Source organism: Bradyrhizobium sp. CB82, from assembly GCF_029714405.1.
GTDB lineage: Bacteria > Pseudomonadota > Alphaproteobacteria > Rhizobiales > Xanthobacteraceae > Bradyrhizobium.
Map to the genome: position 1 here is coordinate 7,835,547 of NZ_CP121650.1, position 19,567 is coordinate 7,855,113.

The window sequence follows — 19,567 nt, forward strand, 5'->3', positions numbered from 1 at the left end:
GCTCACAGATCCGGACGTGAACGTCTCCGCTCATCCGGCTCTTACCGTCCAGCCGCCGTCTTGTGCAGCATCGGCCAATGGGCCAACAGCGTGGGGGTGCGGCAAGCAATGTCCCGTACCCAGTGCTCTGCCCGTCTTCGATGTCGCCGCAGACGTTTGTATTTCGACATCGCCCATCGCGCGAGACATCGGTCGAGATGGCGTAGTGTCGGGTAAAGCGCCGACTTGTAGTACCGACCATAGTAGTTCATCCAACCTCGAATGATCGGGTTGAACATCCTCGCCAGGTCGTCGATCCTCTTATCCACCCGGCAGCGTAGTTGCCAGGCACGGATTTCCTGTCGGATTGCCTTCGTCGCGGCATTGCTGACACCGGGGCTGAAGTTGACGAAGTGCTTCCCCCAACGGTTCTTCGACCGACGGGCGCGGAACGTGTAGCCCAAAAAGTCGAATTTCTGTTCAGGATAATCACCTCGCCGGTCGTCATCCTTACAATAGACGATCTTCGTCTTGTCCGGATGAAGCTCCAGTCCGCATTCGGCAAAGCGCTTCGCAAGCGCCTCCTTCAGTTCTTGTGCCTGCCGCTCACTGTCGCAATGGCAGAGAATATCATCGGCATAACGCTCGAACGGGATGCTCGGATGATTTCTTCGCATCCACATGTCGAACGCATAGTGGAGAAAGAGATTCGCCATCAGCGGTGATACCACCGAGCCCTGCGGCGTGCCCTTCTCTCGGGGTTCAGGGGTGCCGTCTTCCAGTTGAACGGGAGCTTTAAGCCACCGTTCAATGTACAACAACGCCCAAGCGCAGTCCGTGTGCTTTCGAATCGCCTTGAGCAAAAGCTCATGCGATATCGAGTCAAAGTAAGCCCGAATGTCGAGATCGAGCACGAAGGGATGCCGCCAGCATCGCTGGCGAGCAACCCCAACGGCATCGAGCGCCGATTTTCCGGGTCGATATCCGAACGAGTCTGGATGAAAGTGTTTCTCCAAATCCGGCTCCAGATATCCTTTGACGACCGCCTGAGCAACGCGATCCGACACCGTAGGAATTCCTAGCGGCCTCTTCCCGCCGTCGCGCTTGTCGATCTGCACACGCTTGACCGGCGGTGGAAAGTAGCTGCCCGAAGACATTCGATTCCAGAGCTTGTACAGATTGCTCTGCAAGTCTGCCTCGAACACCTCGATCGACTGCTCGTCCACACCGGCTGCGCCCCGATTTGCTTTAACCCGTTTGTACGCCTCCCAAACCCAGCGCTTGGGGATGTCATACGGCTTTGCTTGGCTCAAAAGAGTCCTCCCGTTTCCGGTTGTTCTTCCAATCAAGCGGGACAGTGCCGTGCCTTCGCTCCGCCACCATTACAGTGTCTTCGTCACTACTACACACGGCTCCGTCCCTGCATCGCGCATTGGTACTCAGACTCTTGTGGGGCTTCCACTTGAACCATTCCCTTGGCATCGCGATACAGGTTCCCACGTTCCGCACAGAAGCCTGAACCGAGGTCACGCCACCTCGCCTGCCGGACGCCGCCTGAGCCGTAAACAGGTATCGCTCAGACTGATCCCAAGATAACGACTACCCCTTGGTTTTGACGTCTTCCCTACGCTTTCGACAGTTCTTCGGTGGTTCGCTTGCGCTCGTCTCCTCGATCCTTACCTGACAGAGTCTTGCTCTGCCTTTTCCGGTCTCGCTCACCACCTCGACCATTGGGCCGAAGCAGCAGCCGGTGGTTTGAACCCTGATCCTGCAACCCGAGTTCGAGGGGCCAACCCCCATCTTCTGTGCAGCAAGGCTGCTCAAAGGTGCTCTACATCACACCTCCTTCGCGCCGTCGTGGCGCACCGTCGTCGGCATACCGACACCAAGGGAGGTCGGGATGTGTCCGCGCCATCCATAAATCAAACGTATAATGCAGGAACAGATTGGCCAGTATTGGGCTGATGGCTCCCTGAACGCAAAAGATAACTTTGCGGTGGAGGAGCGGTCACGGAACTATCGGTGGCGCCAGGCGCCTTTCCACCCGGAGGGGTGGGTGGGAGGGGGATGGAGTGGCGGATGATGATCTTGTCGTCGCCGACGAGGACTTCCTTCACGAGAAGGCGCAGCACGCGTCGGCGTTCGATTATATCGAGCGCGTCGACGGACCAACGCAGGCGGTCGAGGAAGCTCGTCACGGATTCGGCGAGACGCAGACAAACTTCCTGCTCCTTCGATTGGTCTTCGATCGCTTGCAGCTCCAACAGGCAAGCCTGTTCGCGGCTGCGCAAATCGGGCATGCGACTGCGCAGCTCTTCAAGTGAGAGGAGGCTCTCCTGATAGGCCGTGAGGAGACGCTCGATGCTTTTCCGGGAGCGCGCAAGATCGCGGCGAAGCGTTTCCTCCCGGCGCTGCGTGGGATCGGCGTTGCGCGCCGCCTTGAGCCGGCGCTCAAGTTCGTCTTCGATGAGGTGTCGGTCTTCAAGTAAACGCGCGATCTCTTTCCATACCACCTCGTCCAGCAAATCCTGGCGCATCGGGCGACTGTCGCAGACCGGCCCGCCGAGCCGGCGCCAGCCATCCGAGCCCAAGCAGCGGTAGTAATGGATGGTTCGAGCGCTCGACCTGGTGGAGGTGCGATAGAGCCCATAGCCGCATTTGGCGCAGCTCAACAATCCTTGCAGGGCGCTCGGCGTGATCGTGCGTCGCGGGGCATGCTTCTTGTTGGCTTCCAAAAGCTCGTTCGCCAATGCGAAGGTCTCTTCGCTGATGATGGTCGGCACAGGGATTTCGATCCACTCTGTGCGAGGAAGTTCATGATTGGCGCTGTTGCGAGGCGCGACGCCGCCGCGCAATCGCAACGGCCGCGTCACACGCATGCGCGGCGCGATCCGCGTCTTGCCAAAGCAGGCCGTTCCTTTATACGCGGGATTGCGCAGCATCGCCCAGACCGTCGAGCGCTCCAGCGGCCTGTTTCTTTGGCTGTCGGAATCTGGCGCTCATTGAGCAGGCGCGTGATGGCGCCGATGCTGTGGTTTTTTGCGGTGTAAGGCTCGTAGACCCAGCGCACGACACCGGCCTGTCGCTCGTCGATCTCATAATAGGCGGCAGAGTGATCGGTCTTGCGCTTGTAGCGATAGCCAAACGGAGCGCCAGAAAGCACGCTCACTTGGCCTTGAAGGGCGCGATGGCGCTTCCCTCGCCGCGACCGCTCCAGGATTTGGGCGCGTTCATACTCGGCGATCATGCCCTGAAACTGCAGCAGGAGCTCGTCTTCCGGCGTCGCCGCCCGTCTCGAGCGAATGAACAAGACCTCGACGCCGGCGCGCGCGAACTCTTCGATAAGAAGGATTTGATGCGCATAGCGCCGGCTCAGCCGATCGGGAGCATAGACGAGCACGGCTTGGATCCGTCCTTCTGCGGCGAGATCGCGCAGTCGTTCAAGCCCAGGGCGCAACAAGCTCGCGCCGCTATAGCCGTCGTCTTCGATCACCCATTCCGCCGGCACGTCGCAATCCTGCTCGCGCGCGAAAGCGATCAGCGCGCTCGTCTGACTGGCGATCGTGTTCTCCTCCTTCTGTTTGTCCGACGACACTCTGGCGTAAATCGCGGCGGTTTTCATCTTCGCCTCCCGTCACATCGGCGCCGGCGCGCGCGAAGCGCACCTGATCTGGAACGAGAATTTCGTAAACCTGTTCAAGTTTGACGGCGACGAGGCGATCGAACGCAAATTCGAGTCGAACGTCGCGCTTTTTTCGCCGCTCAGCCATCTTCGCGGACAGACGCGAGATAAGCGGCCACCGCTCGGCGCATCACCTCGCTTGCCGAAAGCCTGGAAGCCGCCGCATGCGCCTGGAGTTTTTGGGCGAGATCGGCCGGCATCTTCAGGGAGAGCGTCACAGACGGCTGCGGCGCGGAAAGGAGCGGCTCCTTCCTTTTGGCCACTTCGAGATAGCGATAGGCTTGCCGCAGCGACAAGCCGCTTTCGCGCGACAGCGCCAAGGCCGCCTCCGCCATGCCGATCTTCTTCGCGAGCAAGCGTCGCGCCGCCCTCAGCCGCTCGGCTTTCTGCGCTTGCGTCGATCGAATCATATGACATAATGGTATTATCTTTTGCGTCTCAAATCAACAACGGCTCCATCGCGCCAGCCGGTGATGACGCGTTCAAAGCGGAAGTTATCTTTTGCGTTCAGGGAGCCCTCACGCCCCCTTGCGGGGTTCCGCGAGTCCGCTCAACAAGCTTCCCGTCCTTTTCAATTGGCGCCGTCAGCCACCTTTCGATGTAGAGCAGCGCCCATTTGCATTGCACGTGTCTCCGGACCGCCTTCAGCAGAAGATCATGCGGAAGATTGTCAAACAGTCCTTTGATGTCGAACTCTAGAACCCAATCATATTTCCAGCACCGCTGACGCGTGACGCCCACGGCGTCCAGAGCGGATTTTCCCGGTCTGTAGCCGTAAGAGTCCGGCAGGAAGATGGATTCCAGTTCCGGCTCAATCATCTGTTTAACCACCATCTGCGCGATCCGATCGCTGATAGTGGGCACACCTAAAATCCTTTCGCCGCCCGTCTTCTTTGGAATGGAGACGGCGCGCACCGGAGGTGGAAAGTAGGTCCCTGACGACATCCGATTCCAGATCTTGTAGAGATTCCCTGCCAGATCTGTCTCGAACATCTCGAAGGTCTGTCCGTCCACTCCGGCCGCACCGCGATTGGATTTGACCGCCTTGTAGGCTTCGTACACTCGCCGCTTCTCAATCGAGAACGACTTGTTTGTCGCACCGTTCGAAGTCATCCTGTTTCCAGTTGGTTCAAGAGTACGACTACCTGACCCGATCCCTTTGCTCCGACCCCATTACAGGGCCCTCGACGCTCCTACGGATCGGTCCGCCCCAGTCTCTTGCATCGGTACTCTCGCCTCACGGCTGGCGCCGCTTGCGCTTCTCCCTTGGCATCAAGAGCCTGGTTCCTGCAGTTCCACGCGAAAGCCTGTGTCCGACTCACGCCCCCTCTACGCCGGTCGCCGCCCGCCCAGTCGTCAGGCATCTGGCGGACTTGTCCCAGGATGACGAGACGGTCCTGGTTTTGACGACACTTGGATTCATAACGACGTGTCTTCGGAGGGTTCACTTTCGTTCGTCTTTCGGGCACTCACCTGCTCGGTTTATTCCGGACTTCTGATCCGACGCTCACCACCACGGCTCTTTACCGCAGCGGCTCGGATTGGTTTGAGACCCGCTCCTGAAAGCCGATCTCGGGGGGCCGGCCCCCATCTTTCCCGCAGCTTCACCATCGGTCCTAGTTCATGTTGAACTCCTTCCGCTGTCTGCAGCACACTCTCGTCGATGAAGACTAGCCGCTCAGCTTCAACGCGACCTTGATACTCCCACTGGGCTCGCCGTCGCGCCACTTCGGGACGATCGCGTTCGCCGGCCACCACGCTTTTTTTGAAGCTGCACACCGACTGGTAGTCGACCTTCAGGCCGCGACCGGCAAGCTCGGCAACGAGACCGCGTATGGTGAAATCGCCGTCCTTGATCCGCTGCGACAGCCAGATCGCGTGATCTCCCGAAACCGCCTTCGGCTTGTGACCGCCCATCTGGCCCGGAATAACGCTGCCGGTCTCATCGACCCGCTTCATCCAACCAATTGCGGTGCTGATCGCAACCCCAAACTGCTTGGCTGCCTGATTGCGGGACATCCCGCCCTCAATCACCGCCACCACGCGTTTGCGAAGATCCAGAGAGTAAGGCTTGCCCATCCATGCTGGCCTCCGTCCAGCCAGCATGGTGAATCAGAAACAGGATGATTTGGGAAATCTTGAGGGTTCTATGAGGTCGCGGGCAAAGGCCAGCCGCGCGCTCTGTCGTAGCGTGCGACCTCATAGAAGCCGGATTGAACGAAGCCGCGGAGTTGTGGGCGCTATGGCGATAGTGCAGCCGGCGCAGGTGCAGAGAAGGCGCGCCTGTGGTCGCCGCGCGTCGGCGAGACATTCAGCTGATGTGAGGGGCCCGATTGATCGGGCCGAGGGCGCAATCCAGCGAGCGATTTGCTGCGCTGGGATGCGTGGTCGAACGATCGGCCGGGTGTTCGGTGACGAGCGCGGCCACGGCGACTTCGGACGTTGCCACCGCGAAGGTGATCACGGAAGGGGTGGATAGTGCCGGCGTTGGTCATGACGTATCACAACGAAACGGATGGTCGTGGTAGGCTCGCGGGACGACATCGACGCGCCGCATGGTGCCGCCACAATGCGGGCAGACCGACGCTTTTCGACTGAGCATGAATATCTTTCGGGAAGAGATTTTCGCTCGGTGCTCGCGGCCTCTGCCACGGCTCAGGCTATTTAGCAGGACTAGGACTGCCTGCCTGGTTTTCAGTTTCGATATGGATAGCATCTCCCGGCGGCGCCATCGTATGACGCCACCCAGTTTCATGGTCAAAACTCATTCCGGAACGCAAAAGAGCCTCCGGGGGGACATCCCGGAGGCCTTCTTGGAGATCAAACTTAGTACAGAGCCGTTTTCCTTTCTAGTTTCCTAGCTTGATCAGTCTCAAAAGTTGCGCTGAGCACGGAGCAGCAGCGAGAGGGCGCCCTGGTCCTTCAGCTCATACACAGCACCCGGCTTTGCAATGCCCGCCTGCACCGGCAACGTCACGGTACTTCCGCCCGCGTATTTCTGGTCCACGATATTGTAAGCGATGTCGGCCCCGAAGGTCAGTTTTTTGACCGGGGTCCAAGTGATGTATGTACCGATGACCGCAAAGTTGAAGTCAGGGTTACAGCCTGCAAGACCGCTCGACAAGGCGAGGCCTGTGACGACGGCGCCGCAGATGTAGCCTTTGGCCGTACCGTTATAGCGCATAGCGCCCCAACCACCGTAGATGCTGGTATGCCAGTACTCATTCCAATTGTGGTTGAACGCGCCGTTGAAGCCGTATGTCGTGGTCAATTCTTGGCCAGCGCCTGTAACGAACACAGAATCAGAAAGACCAGCAATTCCGACGCTCTGGTAAGCACCAGCCAAGTTCGTACCGCCATACCTAGCCCAGTTGGTCGACATATAATCGTTGAAGACGTAACGACTTGCACCGTTCGCATATACGCCTGTCAAGTTGATCGAGTCACCCGGCCCGGTCGGGAGATTATTGATCGACAATGCGAGCTGACCTGCCCAGCCCCACTTATCGCTCGGAAAGCCGGTGAGCTCTGTGGCACCGTAGTAGGCAGCATGATTGTCGTGGGCCGCGACCGACGCCTGGAAAAGGCCCCAAGCCTGGTCAACACGAACTGCCGCGATGAGATCTGGAGCTCGCGTACCGCCAAAGTCATTGGCGCCGTACGTGCCGGTGGCGAGACCTGCAGCCGTAGCACCGCTCACGTTCCAAATGTTGGCCATATCATGTTGAACGGGATCCTGAGCGGAGAATGAAGCTGTAATGCCTTGACCGAAGTCAGCGGTGTAGCTGACCTGGCTAACGGGGTCCCAACCACTACTGCCCGGCAATTCGGCGAAATTCCCCGGATATTCGCCCCAAGGCGTGGAGAATTGCGAGGCGGCCTTGCCGAACGTGAAACCAGCGAACTGGATAAAGCCGTAGGTAATGTTCAATGCAGTGGCGGGTGCGGGCGAAACTGTCGAACCATTCGTGGCAGTGGTACCGGCACCCGCAACACCGGGCGTCGTCAAAGTGAACCACATTTCGGCGTACGTACGGAGCAACCCATATTCGGTTGCGGTACGTGTGTCGATCTGCAGGTCTGCGCGAACACGCGACGTATAGTAGTTGCTGAGACGATTCCGTGCGGCACCCACACCGCTGTCGTTAGGGTTAGAATCAACGTTTGTGTTAAGGTTGGCATGGGCGCGCAGATAACCACCCAGCCTGATGCAGGTGTCGGTCCCCGGGACGTAGTAGAATCCAGCACCATACAGCGAACAGACCTTTACATACTCGACCGGCTTCGCTTTCACTGGAAGATCGGCCGCCTGCGCCCCGGCACTCGCAAAGATTGCTGCAGAGCCAAGTATAATACTCTTCGTAAGTTTCATGGATGTCCCCCTTTGAGCGGATCTCCTAGCCGCTCAATAAGTATTAAGAATCTCCAATGCCGATTTTCCCTGATGTAGGGCTTGCATCGCCGAAATTCTGCACCAGCCTTCAGAATTCCGAGGATTCACGACTAATTCCAACTTGCGCGATAGGTAGCCTTCGATCGCTGCCGGCATAATGCATCGAAGCCATTGATAACGTCTTCATGCAGTGGGTCTTCCGTATCGATCGTAAGCGCTTAGCAGCAACCCTATTGATGCTGGCTTGACCTTTTGCGGAACCGCCATGGCATGAGGTCGTCGATTTCGCTTTGGGGATGGCCGGCAATGATCGCCGTGAGCGTTTCGGCGATGTAGGCGACCGGGTTGACGTCGTTGAGCTTACAATCGCCACGGTGGATGCGAGCAAGGCCCAGTTTTCGGCTCCGACCTCATGACCGGCGAAGAGCGCGTTTTTTCTGGTCAAGCAGATTGGCCGGATCGCGTTCTCAACCGGGTTGGTGTCGAGCTCGAGACGCCCGTCATCGAGGAAGCGCGTCAGCCCCTGCCAATGATTGAGCGCGTAGCGGATGTCATCAGCGAGCGTCGAGCCGCTGGAGATCATCGATAGCTGTTTCGCGAACCACGGCTTCAACGCCTCGACGAGCGGCAGCGAGTGTTCCTTGCGCGCGGCCAGCCTGATATCCGGCTACGATGAACCGCGTACCATGGCTTCGATGGCGTAGAGCTGTGCGATCTGCCGGACGGCAGCCCCGGCGATCGGCGATTTACTGTTGCGGGCCAATTTGACGAAGCGCCTGCGCAAATGGCTCCAGCAATGTACGAGCGTCCACGGCCCTTGCGGTCGGGCGACTTCGATCAGCCGATCATAACGGTCATAGGCATCGCATTGCAGGAAGCGTCCGTTGAAGCCGTCCAGGAACTGCTCAGCGAAGGCGCCGCTGCGACCGGGGGCATATCGGAACAGCACGATGGGCGGACTTGGGCCGCTATGGCCGCGGTCGTCGGAGACGATCGCCCAGAAGTAAGCCCTTCTTCGTTTGACCACGCCCGGGATCGAGCACCGGCGCCGTGGTTTCATCCATGAACAGGCGATCCGCCGCTGCCAGATGGCGGCGCATGTGGTCGGCAACGGGCTGCAGATGGAAGCAGGCGCGGCCTGACCAATTGCCCAGTGTCGCCCGATCAAGCCGGATCCCCTGGCGCGCATAGATCTCGGCCTGACGGTAAAACGGCGTATGGTCGCCAAACTTGGAGACGATCACCTGCGCAATCGCGGCTTTCGGTCGGTAGTCCGCCAGGCACGACATGCTCCAGTGCGTGCGCCTGCACGACAGGGCCCGAGCAGCGGCGGCAGATGTATTTCGGGCGGCGTGTGACCAGCACGCGCCATTGCGCCGGGATCACGTCGAGCCGTTTGCTGACGTCCTCGCCGATCTTCGTCATCGCCCCGCAACCGCACGGACAAAGCGTGCTCGCAGGCTCGATGATCCGCTCCACCCGCGGCAAATGCAGCCCCGATTGCGACGGGCTTGATCCGATCCGCCGCGCGATCGGCCCTGGATGATCACGGCCGCCTTCTCCTGTGCCGCGTCCAGGACGCCTTGCGCGATCTCCACGTCTTCGAGCGGCAAATGATATTGATCTGGCCGCAGCTTCTCGGACTTCGCTCCGAACTTCTCTCGGCGTAGTTCCCCGAGAATAATCTCCACCCGGCACCGCGCTTCTTCCGACGTTGCCAGCGCCGCTTGATGTTCGCTCAATGCTGCCTGCGTTTGCGCTAAAAGCGCCTTCAGGCGTTCATTCTCGTCGCGAAGCGTCGCGGTGCTCATGCGCCATGTCGAGCACATCTGCGCCGCCGGCGCCATGGCCAACTCGGTACAGAGTCATTCTGCCGCACTTATGCAGCGACCTGTGGACGCCGCGCTTCCTCCGGGCGGACCAACCGCCAATCCAGGCCCTCGAACAGCGCGGCCAACATCGCCGGCGATATCCGCATCACGCCGTTCGCAATCTTTGGCGACACGGACTTGCAACCCTCGAGGCGTTTGTGCACCAGCACCAGGCCCGTTCGATCCCACACCAAAATCTTGATCCGGTCCGCCCGTTTCGACCGGAACACAAAGGCTGCACCGCTGAACGGATCGAGACCAAGCGTCTCCTGCACCTTTGCAGCAAGCCCATCGTGCCCACAGCGGAAGTCGACGGGCCGCGTCGCGATGTAAATCTTCAGCTCGGCGCCGGGGACAATCATCGTGACGCCCGCACCGCACGGATCACTCGAGATAGCTGCTCCCCATCTATCGCCGCGTCCGTCCGCACGACGACGTCGCCAATCGCAATCTCGAGCTTGACTGCAAGAACGTGACGCTCCTCTAACGGCCCCTCCACGACCAGCGGCGCGAACGGCGGCTGCGGAGCCTCGCACGACGGCAATTCGCCGCGCTGTCGGAAGCGTCGTCGCCAATCGTAAATTTGCAAGCGCGTCGCCCCGTGCTTGCCCGCCACCTCCGCCACCTGCGCCGAGCAGCAGACTTTCGGCGACGACGAGGCACACGGCTCCCGATGCTCGGCCGTTGCCATGGCATAGCGTAAAGAGCGTGTGTTGGCATGGCATTGCCGGTCACACCAATCTTTTGCGCCTTTGGTCAGGTGACCCAGTCGCTTGAACTTGCGACGCAACCACGGGACCACATAGGTATCGATCCGATTCAGGGCCGGACGCAATTGCGTCTTGTAGGAAGTGCCCATATTAGCTGCTCCAGCGCAAGATTTATCTCCGCCGCTGCCAGTGAGGTGCTCGTCCTACACTGCGCGTCCAGAGGTGCTCGGGCGATCCGAACTATTCCTTATCGGAGGACGAGCCTTGGCAGATAATAGGTAAGCATCTGTCGGAATGGATGTTACCAAGCTGAGAGACGCCGTCGCGATTCCGGAAGCGGCCCGGGGAGATGTTCACTTGTTCGGTGAGCTCGATGCTACGGCAACCGGCATGCCCCGCGTCATACTGCGGATCGCCGACCAGTTTGACCGTGTGCATTTCGACGGTGGTCTGCACTGCGATCGCACGTGAACTCTTCGGGTTAATGTGGGCGATCGCCAGGCAAGTTGCAGATAGCCTGATGATGCCCTTCTTATCATCATGCAGTGGCGGAGGCGGGACCACGGCAGAGGGAATGCCCGTCGAACGCTTGTGGCGCGCCAACCCCCTGCAACGCGCGGCGATCGTAGGTTGGCGTAGGCGAGGGAGTGGAATTAGCCGATACGGCTCGCGCTACCATTTCTCGTGTTAAGGCTCGAGTACACCAGCTTCTGCTGACATCGCGGATACCTCAAGCGGGTCTCTATTTAGTTTCGGGATCGCGGAGGAAGAACTGCCCAAAAGTTCAAGCTATGGGATTATAAACCGGCCGAGCGCCAGAATCTGTAGCCCAACTGGCGGATGCGAACGCAAGCTGGTAGACAGTGGTCCTGACCATCCTGAACGGACCATTGGTCAAGATGAGTCCGGCCCCGGATTGGACGATGAAACACCAGCCGAAGTGAAGAACGTACAAGCCGGCATTTGCTGCCGGTGAGCTCGCTTGGGAAATATTCCGCAAGGATTGCACAACTGAGGACTGTCGCTGCGACGACAATCGAGATGACGAGCCACGGCAATCGCGATGGCAACGTCAGGCGCAGGATCAATGCAAGTTCAGCCCTACAAACAACACTGTCACTGTCGCGAGCAGAATTTCCGACCCTATCCCACGTCTGCGTAGACGATCAGCCAACGTACCGAGTAGCAACACCCCGGCGCTGCTTCCTAATGCCACGATGATAGCTGCGTGATCGAGGAGTGAGCCCTTCGACATTCGTCAGCCAAGGTGCTGCCCTCAAGGCTTGCAATGACCAAGCCGACCCAATGCGGCTTGCTGAAAGCGTGCTGTCTGCCAGAAGCGCCGATCTGTGTAGATCGCACTTAGTTTTAAGGCAGCTTGCTAGTACTACTGAGTCAGAAAAGTGTCTGATTCAAAAGATCGCGGGCGAGATCCTGTGAGAATCAGTTACCGGTTGAGATTCAGGCATCGGCAACGGGGGCTGATATGGATCTCCGGACATCAGGCGGCAGTGAATCGCGATTTTCGGCTTTTGTCGAGAAACTTGTGAGTGTGATCGGACATGCGGACCGGGCCCAGCCGTTGTTTGATTATTGCATCGGCTTAATCATACCGGGGGGCGTAAAAGCGTTGAGCCTGTGGCAGCGGTAACGGCACCTGATCGGACGGCGGCGCAGCATCAGTCGCTGCTGCACTTCGTCGGCCAATCGCCTTGGTCTGACGAGGGTGTTTTGGCCAAAGTGGGTGAGATGGTACTGCCGGCGATAGAGCGCCATGGACCGATCGAAGCGTGGATCATCGATGACACCGGTTTTCCCAAAAAGGGAGCGCACTCGGTCGGTATGGCGCGTCAATATTGCGGGCAGCTCGGCAAGCAGGATAACTGCCAAGTCGCGGTATCCCTGTCGCTTGCCAATCACCACGCCAGTCTGCCGGCGATGTATCGTCTCTATCTGCCGCAGGAATGGGCGGCAGATAAGAAACGTCGGCGCAAAGCGGGCGTGCCCAAGGAGATCAGCTTTAAGACCAAGCCAGAGATCGCGCTTGAACAGATCGAAGCAGCCTGCAGAGCCGGGCTTCCTCTCGGCGTGGCGCTGATGGATGCCGGATATGGCTGCAACACGGACCTGCGGACCAGCATCAGCGCGTTGGCGTTGACCTATGTGGCTGGTATCTTGCCAAACACCACGGTGTGGACATCCGACACGGCGCCGCTACCGCCGAAAAAATGGTCGGGCAAAGGGCGGACCACCAAAGCTGCTGCGCCGCGACCACAAGCATCAACCGATTTCGGTCAAGGAGCTTGCTCTTTGCCTTCCTAAGCGGGTCTGGCGCACGATCAAGTGGCGAGAGGGCGCGGCCGAGCGGCTATCGTCGCGTTTCGCTCGCGCGCGCGTTTGCGTCGCGCATCGAGATTACCAACTCACCGAAAGCCGACCGGAAGAATGGCTTTTGATCGAATGGCCAGAAGGTGAGGACGAGCCGACCAAATACTGGCTTTCAACGTTGCCGGAAACGATCACTTTTGGAAGGCTAGTCGATCTAACCAAGCTGCGCTGGCGCATCGAGCGCGATTATCAGGATCTCAAACAAGAGGTCGGGCTCGGGCATTTCGAAGGGCGAGGTTGGCGTGGCTTCCACCACCACGCTACGCTGTGCATCGCAGCCTACGGATTCCCGGTCTCCGAGAGGGAGACGATTCCCCCCTCGGGATCTCGTTCCACCAGGCCGTTCAAGAGACTTGCGGTTTCCAACGGTTACCGACCCAGAGGCTCCGCTGCTGCGACCCGAACGTCACATCCCGAACTCGATTGCGACGATGCGGCGAAGACTGCTCGTTGCCATCGTCCGCAACCTCTCACGCTGTCCCTGTTGCATTCGCCCGATCAAACAGCGTCTTCTTTTGTGACGCAGTAAGACTAGGTCGCCTGTGGTCGCCCGGCCTCAGGAACCGCTACGAAGGCCGAAGCGGAGGTCGCAAGAGGTAATAGTTCAGACAGCCCACGCCGTATATTCTAACAGCCACTGGGTTGGCGTTGTTGCAGTCACTGAATATAGTGGCACCGACTATCATCATGTAGCCCAACCAGGGCGACGCGGTCCCTTGGAAACGAGGTGACAATGGCCTTCAGCCCAGCCATTGCTGCAGCTGAGACACCGATGCCGATCATCGCACGCCATGGAGAACCTGATCGTAAGCGCAGCGCCGAGGCCGTTCAGATTATTTGTGCGCAGTCTTGGGAGCATCGTTAGAAGAGTCATCTTCAGCAAGGGTGCTCATAATGGACGACCATTCCGACGACACAAGACGACCGTTGTCGCCGCGTATCGAAGTGTATGCGCGTAGGTCGAAAGGACTGGCGGGATGATTTGAAGGCGCAGATTGTTGCGGAAAGCCTTCGGTCGGGTGCGGTTGTAACAGATATCGCACGCCACCACGGCTGCCGGCCACAGCAGGTGCACGACTGGCGGCGCCGGGCGCGTTTAGGTCAATTGGTGCCGCCAGCTTCGGCGGATACACTATCGGTGGTGTCGGAATCGTCGGTACCGGCGGCCGAGGAGCCCTCCGGATCGCCGGAATCCGCTATCACGGAGCTCCTGGGTGCACGGGTAGAGATACGCGGGACGCCTGGCCTTGCGGTGCTAAATGATGTGTTCATGGCACTCCGACGGTCACATTCATGCTGACGCCACCCGCTTGCCTCACGATTTACATTGCGAAGCAGCCTGTGGGCTTCAGGAAGTGCGCGGATGGCTTGGCGCTTGGCGAAGGAGACACTAGGCCACGACCCGATGAAGGACGTGACGGTAGTCTTCCGTGCAAAGCGCGCCGACCGGGTGAAGATTGTCGTCTGGGATGGCAGCGGCCTTGTGATGTATTGGAAGCGGTTCGATGGCAGCGGCTTTCAAATGGCCTCCCTTTGTGGCGGGTATCATGCGGATGAACACCGCGCAGTTGTCCGCGGTTCTGGCCGGCATGGATTGGACACGCATGCACGCGCCTCGAATCCCGCAGCCGAAAGCACTTGCTTAGGAAATAAAATCTTCGCTGCATCGGGGCGCGAAGCATGGCAGAATCGGGCCAATGAGTGATTTGCCTGATGAGCTGCCGAGCGATCCAGCCGAGCTGCGTGCCTTTGCCGCGGCTCTGCTGGATCTGGATGGGTTCAAGAAGGCTTCGTCGCGGCCCGAGGCTGCGTCTTCAAAGGCGAAAACGTCTGGGTGTTACGCACCCGCTGGGGCATTTTCACCGTCAAAATCAACGGCATGGAGAAGAAACCGATGCGCTGGCCCGACGGGAGCTTCTCGATTCAGGGGGCAGCGGCTGAGGTTGGAGCAACCCCGCAAACAATCTTCGATTATCTCGCGCGCGGATTGCTGACGGGTCATCAGTTGGCCAAGGGCCAGCCATGGCAGATCGAGCTCTCAGACAAACAGATTACTCAGCTTCGCAACCATGTACGACGCACCAAGCGTTCGAAGAAGGAGGCATCATGAAGTCATCGGCGCCGATTAGCGCGTGCCATTGATCAACGGCAGCGGTCCTCGAGGATCTCCAGGAGGTCGTGACGGACGGCCTCTGATGGCAAGCACAATTTGGCACTTCGAACGACTTGGACGGCTGCGATCGTATAATCCGGCCTTTAGCGCGGATCATATCTCCGCTGGCCCTGATGAAGTCCGACAACCAAGGGGTCACATCAAGGATGCGAGCTTTAGAGCTCACGCGACTGGTCGGGTTTTCCTGGTTTTCGGTGGCGACCGTTGTCTTCATCATGCCTCCAAGCTTAGAACTCTTTGATTTGGATGCGGCTGGCCGAAACTGACGCTCAGGGTTTGGCGAACATCTCGGTGCGGAAGCATTCTCCGGTTCTCATCATTGCCCAGATGATCCGAACCAACTTGTTGGCAAGAGCGACGGTCACAAGCCGCGCCGGCTTTTTCGCCAAGAGCCCGACAATTCAGTCGCGCAAACCGCCGCGGCGTTTTTCCACAACGTTTAGAAGCGATGTTGCTCCGAGAACCAGTAGCTTCCTTATATATCGATTATCCGCCTTGGTGATGCTTCCGAGAGTCGGTTTACCCCCACTCGAACTTTTCCTGGGCGTCAGCCCGAGCCAGGCAGCAAATTTCCGCCCCGAATTGAATACGCTTGGGTCCGGTACACTGGCTGCAATTACCGAGGCAACAAGCTTGCCAATGCCGGGAATTTCTCCGAGCGAACGGCTCGTCTCGCTTCGCGCGTGGGCCTTGGCGATCTCCTTCTCTAAATCATCGAGCGCGCTTCCGAGCGCATCAATTTGCTGACCGAGAACCCTTGCAGCCATGACAGCGGCGCCCCGAAGAGTCGTGTCGCCTTCTGCGTGGCCTAAAAGCTCGTTGACGCGGCCGGTGCCCTTGGCGACGACAAGACCGAATTCGGCTAGTTGGCCGCGTAGAGCGTTCACGCTCATCGTTCGCTGTTTGACGAGCAGCTCGCGCGTCTTGTGCAGCATCAGGGTCGCTTGCTGATCAGCGCTCTTGATCGGCACAAAACGCATGGGATGCGCGAGACGCTTCACAGATGGCCTCCGCATCGACGGCATCGTTCTTACCCCGCTTGACATAGGGCTTTGTGCAGGCCGGCGGCATCAGTGACACATCATGCCCCATGGCCTTCAATTCGCGCGCCCAGTAGCGCGCTGAGCCGCAAGCTTCCATGCCAACGCGGCACGGCTCGATCTTCGAGAAAAACTCGCGCATTGTCCGGCGCGTCAGCTTGCGCTTTACGGCTGGTGCATTCTCGCTAGATAGCGCGTGAACCTGAAAATAGTTCTTGGCGAGATCAACGCCTATTCTGACAAACTTCATCGCGGACGGTTTCCCTTCTTTGTGGCGCCCTGGCGGCCACGCTTGGCACTATGATGCCGTTGAGGTGAGGCCGTCCACACCATCAAGAATGAGAAGATCGACGCGGCCGAGCGCACGCAGCCGAGGGGGGGGTGGCGGCCGTCGCCGCGCGCCAGAGCGAGATCGGTGAACAGCCGCGGGACGCACTGATAGAGCACGGAACGATTGTCGTGGCAGGCCTTGTTGCCGAGCGCCGAGGCGAGCCAGCTCTTGCCGACGCCGGACGGCTCGCAGATCAAAAGGTTGGCGTGGTCGTCGATCCATTGGCATTCGACCAGCATCGTCAGCAGGCTGCGGTCGGGGCCACGCGGGGTGCGGTGGCGCCCGTAGCACTTGCTGATGACCCGCCCGGTCGCAATATCGAGGGCGGCGAACAGCGATGTGGTGCCATGCCTTTTGTAGTCATGGCTCCTTCGGGCCGCCTGGCCGGGACGCATCGGCAGCATCGGCTGGCTGCGGTCCAACGCTGGATTTGGGACTTCTCATCCACACACAAAACGATGGCGTGCTCCGGCGGTGAGACATAGAGGCCCACGACATCGCACACTTTGGCCCCGAAGTTCGGATCGGTCGAGAGCTTGAACGTCTCCATCCGGTGCGGCCGGAGCCCGAAAGCCCACCAGATGCGTTGTACCGTCGATACCGATAGGCCGCTGGTCTTCGCCATGGCGCGGGAGCTCCAATGAGTGGCGTTCTCAGGGCAACTCTCCAACGTCCTCACGATCACGGCTTCGATGCGGGCATCGTCAATCGTGCGCCCGCCGGAGCGCGGCTCGTCGTGCAGCCCGGCTATGCGCTGCTCCATAAAACGCCGCCGCCACTTGCCTATCGTCTGCCGGTCTAGCCCCAGCCTGGCCGGCACTTCCGTGTTCTGGCCACCTTCGCACAGGTCAGCACAATCCGGGCTCTCAGAGCCAGCGCCTGCGCTGTCTTCCGCCGCATCGGCGACGTCAGTTCGGCACGCTCATCATCGCTCAGTATCAGGGAAGCAAGTTGCTGGATAGCCATTGGAGACTCCGTCGCTGTTTGCCTCCATCCTTGGCACAGCGACGCGAATCTATTGCGAATCTATGATTGCGAACTTGTGACTCGCGACACTAGCTACTTTCCGGCGCAAAATTCGACGGCGTTGGCATTTGGATAGAATCGGCTGGTTTGCGGAAAACTGCAAGATCGGACGGATTTGGGTTGACCCATTGATTCATTCTTATGAATGATTCGAGAGCGGACCCTCCGAGCGCGCCAGAAGCTGGTCGGCAAGTTGCCAATCACCGGCGAGTTGCTGCGCGGCTCGCTGCTGGAACGCACCATCCGCCCAAAGGATGCCCGAAATGCGCGCGTGGCGAAGGGCATCAGGTGTTTGTCTTGACGGTGACCTACCCGGGAGGACGTACGCGCCAGTTCAGCGTGCGGCGCGAGCGGGTTGCCGAGGTGCGCCGCTGGCTGAGCAATTATCAGGACCTGAAGGAGGCGATCGAGACCGTTTGCGAGCTCAATCATGATCTGCTGCGTCCGGACCAGGCCGCATCGAAGAGGCGGAGGAAGCGGCATGATTGAGATGCGGCGGGCGCAGCTCAGCTTCGGCGACGGGCTGATCGCCGAGGAAGTGAGCGATCTTCGCGAAGACTGGATGAAACATGCCGACGCGCTGCTCGCGGATGAGGACATCGTCGCAGCCATGTATGAGGCTCTGGCCAGACGACATGCCAAGAGCCGCAGCCGCGGCCGGCGCGGTGCCTCAGCCGAGGTGGTGTTGCGGCTACTGATCCTCAAGCACATCCGCAACTGGAGCTACCAAGTGCTCGAGCGCGAAGTGTGCGCCAATTGTGTACCGCGACTTCACGCGCGTCGGCGCCGGCAAGACACCTGATGCAAAGAAGATGGGACGTTGGGGGGTGGCGGTGGGGCCCGAAGTGGTCAAGCAGATTCACCAAAGGCTTGTGAAGCTGGCTCAGGCCAACGGGTTGGCGGCGGGGCGCAGAATGCGCGTGGACACCACCGTGGTGGAGACCAACGTGCACTATCCGACGGATTCCAGCTTGTTGGGCGACGGCGTGCGGGTTCTGATCCGCACCATGAAAAGGATCGGCAAGGTCGCCGGAGAGACTGGCGCCAAGCTGTGCGACCGCGGACGCAGCGTGAAGCTGCGGGTCCTGGACATCGCCCGGGCGGCGCGTTCCAGAGCCAAGCAGAGCCGAGAAAGGCTCAATCGAGCCTATGGCCAGCTACTCAATGCGACAAGTCGAGTGGTTGGACAGGCGAAGCGGTTCTCCAAAGAAATTGTTGGAGGAACGAAGCGCGCGAGGGGCGTTCCGCAGCAATTGGTGCTCGAAGGCCTGCGCCAAGAGCTCGACGCGATGGTGCCGCTGGTCAAGCAAGTGATGAAGCAGACGAGAGCGCGTATCTTCCGTGGCGACACACACGCCGAAGGCAAGCTCCTCAGCGTGTTCGAGCCATCGACGGAGATCATTCGCAAGGGCAAGGCCGGCAAGCCGAACGAGTTCGGCAAGATGGTGAAGTTGCAGGAGGCCGAGGACCAGATCGTGATTGATTACGAGGTCTATGATCGGCGTCCGAACGATTCGGACCTGCTGATTGCCGCCATCGAGACGCATCGAGCAATGCTGGGGCGTCCGCCGCACATGGTGGCAGCGGATGCCGCATTCTACTCCGCCAAGAACGAGGCAGCAGCGAAGGCCCAGGGCGTAAAACGCGTCTGCATTCCCAACCGCTCGACCAAGAGTCCCGAGCGCAAGCGTGAGCAAAGGAAACCCTGGTTCCGCAATGGCCAGAAGTGGCGGACCGGCTGCGAGGGACGCATCAGCGTCTCCAAGCGGCGGCACGGTCTCAACCGCTGCCGATACAAGGGCGACGCCGGAATGAAGCGTTGGGTCGGGCTCGGCGTGATCGCCGACAACATCATCAACGTCGGCCGTGCCATGGAAAAGCGGGCAGCGTCCTAAGCGCCGGCTCCTCAACCAATCAGGCTCTCAAATATCCCCTGCCGGCAGTCCCGGCGGGTCTTGCTTTGCGCACCTCATC

12 protein-coding genes and 7 pseudogenes are annotated in these 19,567 nt (G+C 59.6%); 6 read left to right on the forward strand and 13 right to left on the reverse strand.

The window, feature by feature from the left end; all coding sequences use genetic code 11:
* Positions 1-41: 41 nt before the first annotated feature.
* The 10 genes and pseudogenes from ltrA to QA640_RS37730 form a co-directional block, all read right to left on the reverse strand.
* Entirely contained in the window at positions 42-1,292 is a 1,251-nt protein-coding gene (gene ltrA / locus QA640_RS37685) for a group II intron reverse transcriptase/maturase (RefSeq protein WP_283037770.1), read from the reverse strand.
* 609 nt (positions 1,293-1,901) lie between these two features.
* Positions 1,902-2,921 (reverse strand): recombinase zinc beta ribbon domain-containing protein, encoded by a 1,020-nt coding sequence (locus QA640_RS37690; RefSeq protein WP_283037771.1) that lies wholly within the window; start codon positions 2,919-2,921, stop codon positions 1,902-1,904.
* The gene (locus tag QA640_RS37695; protein ID WP_283037772.1) at positions 2,849-3,601 is read right to left on the reverse strand and encodes a recombinase family protein; all 753 of its coding nucleotides are present in this window, start codon (positions 3,599-3,601) and stop codon (positions 2,849-2,851) included. The genes QA640_RS37690 and QA640_RS37695 overlap by 73 nt, the downstream gene beginning before the upstream one ends.
* Positions 3,602-3,741: 140 nt before the next feature.
* Positions 3,742-3,981 (reverse strand): ribbon-helix-helix protein, CopG family, encoded by a 240-nt coding sequence (locus QA640_RS37700; RefSeq protein WP_283037773.1) that lies wholly within the window; start codon positions 3,979-3,981, stop codon positions 3,742-3,744.
* A gap of 190 nt (positions 3,982-4,171) precedes the next feature.
* Positions 4,172-4,774 (reverse strand): annotated as a pseudogene (locus QA640_RS37705) (reverse transcriptase domain-containing protein); the annotation flags it as partial.
* A gap of 528 nt (positions 4,775-5,302) precedes the next feature.
* Positions 5,303-5,740 (reverse strand): annotated as a pseudogene (locus QA640_RS37710) (transposase); the annotation flags it as partial.
* Between the two features lie 793 nt (positions 5,741-6,533).
* A complete protein-coding gene (locus QA640_RS37715; RefSeq protein ID WP_283037774.1) occupies positions 6,534-8,033 on the reverse strand; it encodes a porin in 1,500 nt (499 codons plus the stop codon).
* 251 nt (positions 8,034-8,284) lie between these two features.
* Positions 8,285-9,865 (reverse strand): annotated as a pseudogene (locus QA640_RS37720) (IS66 family transposase).
* A gap of 68 nt (positions 9,866-9,933) precedes the next feature.
* Positions 9,934-10,287, reverse strand: coding sequence for an IS66 family insertion sequence element accessory protein TnpB (tnpB, locus tag QA640_RS37725; protein ID WP_283037775.1), 354 nt, complete (start codon positions 10,285-10,287; stop codon positions 9,934-9,936).
* Positions 10,284-10,784, reverse strand: coding sequence for a hypothetical protein (locus QA640_RS37730; RefSeq protein ID WP_283037776.1), 501 nt, complete (start codon positions 10,782-10,784; stop codon positions 10,284-10,286). Before QA640_RS37730 ends, tnpB (QA640_RS37725) begins: the two co-directional genes overlap by 4 nt.
* Positions 10,785-10,929: 145 nt before the next feature.
* On the opposite strand from QA640_RS37730, the gene QA640_RS37735 reads away from it, so the two are divergent.
* From QA640_RS37735 to QA640_RS37750, 4 genes and pseudogenes are all read left to right on the forward strand, one after another.
* Complete coding sequence (locus tag QA640_RS37735) at positions 10,930-11,106, forward strand: hypothetical protein (RefSeq protein ID WP_283037777.1); 177 nt, start codon at positions 10,930-10,932, stop codon at positions 11,104-11,106.
* A gap of 1,015 nt (positions 11,107-12,121) precedes the next feature.
* Positions 12,122-13,552, forward strand: a pseudogene (locus tag QA640_RS37740) (IS701 family transposase).
* 834 nt (positions 13,553-14,386) lie between these two features.
* Positions 14,387-14,728: an IS66 family insertion sequence element accessory protein TnpB gene (gene tnpB / locus QA640_RS37745; protein ID WP_283037778.1), complete on the forward strand. Its 342-nt coding sequence runs from the start codon at positions 14,387-14,389 to the stop codon at positions 14,726-14,728.
* Positions 14,729-14,857: 129 nt separating this feature from the next.
* A complete protein-coding gene (locus QA640_RS37750; protein ID WP_283037779.1) occupies positions 14,858-15,133 on the forward strand; it encodes a hypothetical protein in 276 nt (91 codons plus the stop codon).
* Positions 15,134-15,465: 332 nt separating this feature from the next.
* On the opposite strand, the pseudogene QA640_RS37755 reads toward QA640_RS37750, so the two are convergent.
* The 3 genes and pseudogenes from QA640_RS37755 to QA640_RS37765 all read right to left on the reverse strand — a co-directional run bounded on the left by QA640_RS37755 (position 15,466) and on the right by QA640_RS37765 (position 17,330).
* Positions 15,466-16,486: pseudogene (locus tag QA640_RS37755) on the reverse strand (IS110 family transposase).
* Between the two features lie 81 nt (positions 16,487-16,567).
* Positions 16,568-16,845, reverse strand: a pseudogene (locus QA640_RS37760) (ATP-binding protein); the annotation flags it as partial.
* On the reverse strand, positions 16,809-17,330 hold the full coding sequence (locus tag QA640_RS37765; protein ID WP_283043011.1) for a hypothetical protein: 522 nt from the start codon (positions 17,328-17,330) through the stop codon (positions 16,809-16,811). The gene QA640_RS37765 and the pseudogene QA640_RS37760, both read right to left, overlap by 37 nt.
* Positions 17,331-17,734: 404 nt before the next feature.
* Here QA640_RS37765 and QA640_RS48435 point away from each other — a divergent pair, with 404 nt between their 5' ends.
* Positions 17,735-18,082, forward strand: a complete 348-nt coding sequence (locus tag QA640_RS48435; RefSeq protein WP_349253664.1) for a DUF6788 family protein — start codon at positions 17,735-17,737, stop codon at positions 18,080-18,082.
* A gap of 1 nt (position 18,083) precedes the next feature.
* Positions 18,084-19,488: pseudogene (locus tag QA640_RS37775) on the forward strand (ISNCY family transposase).
* The last annotated feature ends 79 nt before the right edge of the window (positions 19,489-19,567 follow it).

Excerpts from the sequence above, each read along its gene's own strand:
- QA640_RS37690 (WP_283037771.1), bottom strand. The coding sequence starts at position 2,921 with ATGCTGCGCAATCCCGCGTATAAAGGAACGGCCTGCTTTGGCAAGACG.
- QA640_RS37695 (WP_283037772.1), bottom strand. The coding sequence starts at position 3,601 with ATGAAAACCGCCGCGATTTACGCCAGAGTGTCGTCGGACAAACAGAAG.
- QA640_RS37715 (WP_283037774.1), bottom strand. The coding sequence starts at position 8,033 with ATGAAACTTACGAAGAGTATTATACTTGGCTCTGCAGCAATCTTTGCG.
- tnpB (WP_283037775.1), bottom strand. The coding sequence starts at position 10,287 with ATGATTGTCCCCGGCGCCGAGCTGAAGATTTACATCGCGACGCGGCCC.
- QA640_RS37730 (WP_283037776.1), bottom strand. The coding sequence starts at position 10,784 with ATGGGCACTTCCTACAAGACGCAATTGCGTCCGGCCCTGAATCGGATC.
- QA640_RS37735 (WP_283037777.1), top strand. The coding sequence starts at position 10,930 with ATGGATGTTACCAAGCTGAGAGACGCCGTCGCGATTCCGGAAGCGGCC.
- tnpB (WP_283037778.1), top strand. The coding sequence starts at position 14,387 with ATGGCTTGGCGCTTGGCGAAGGAGACACTAGGCCACGACCCGATGAAG.
- QA640_RS37765 (WP_283043011.1), bottom strand. The coding sequence starts at position 17,330 with ATGGAGCAGCGCATAGCCGGGCTGCACGACGAGCCGCGCTCCGGCGGG.
- QA640_RS48435 (WP_349253664.1), top strand. The coding sequence starts at position 17,735 with ATGAATGATTCGAGAGCGGACCCTCCGAGCGCGCCAGAAGCTGGTCGG.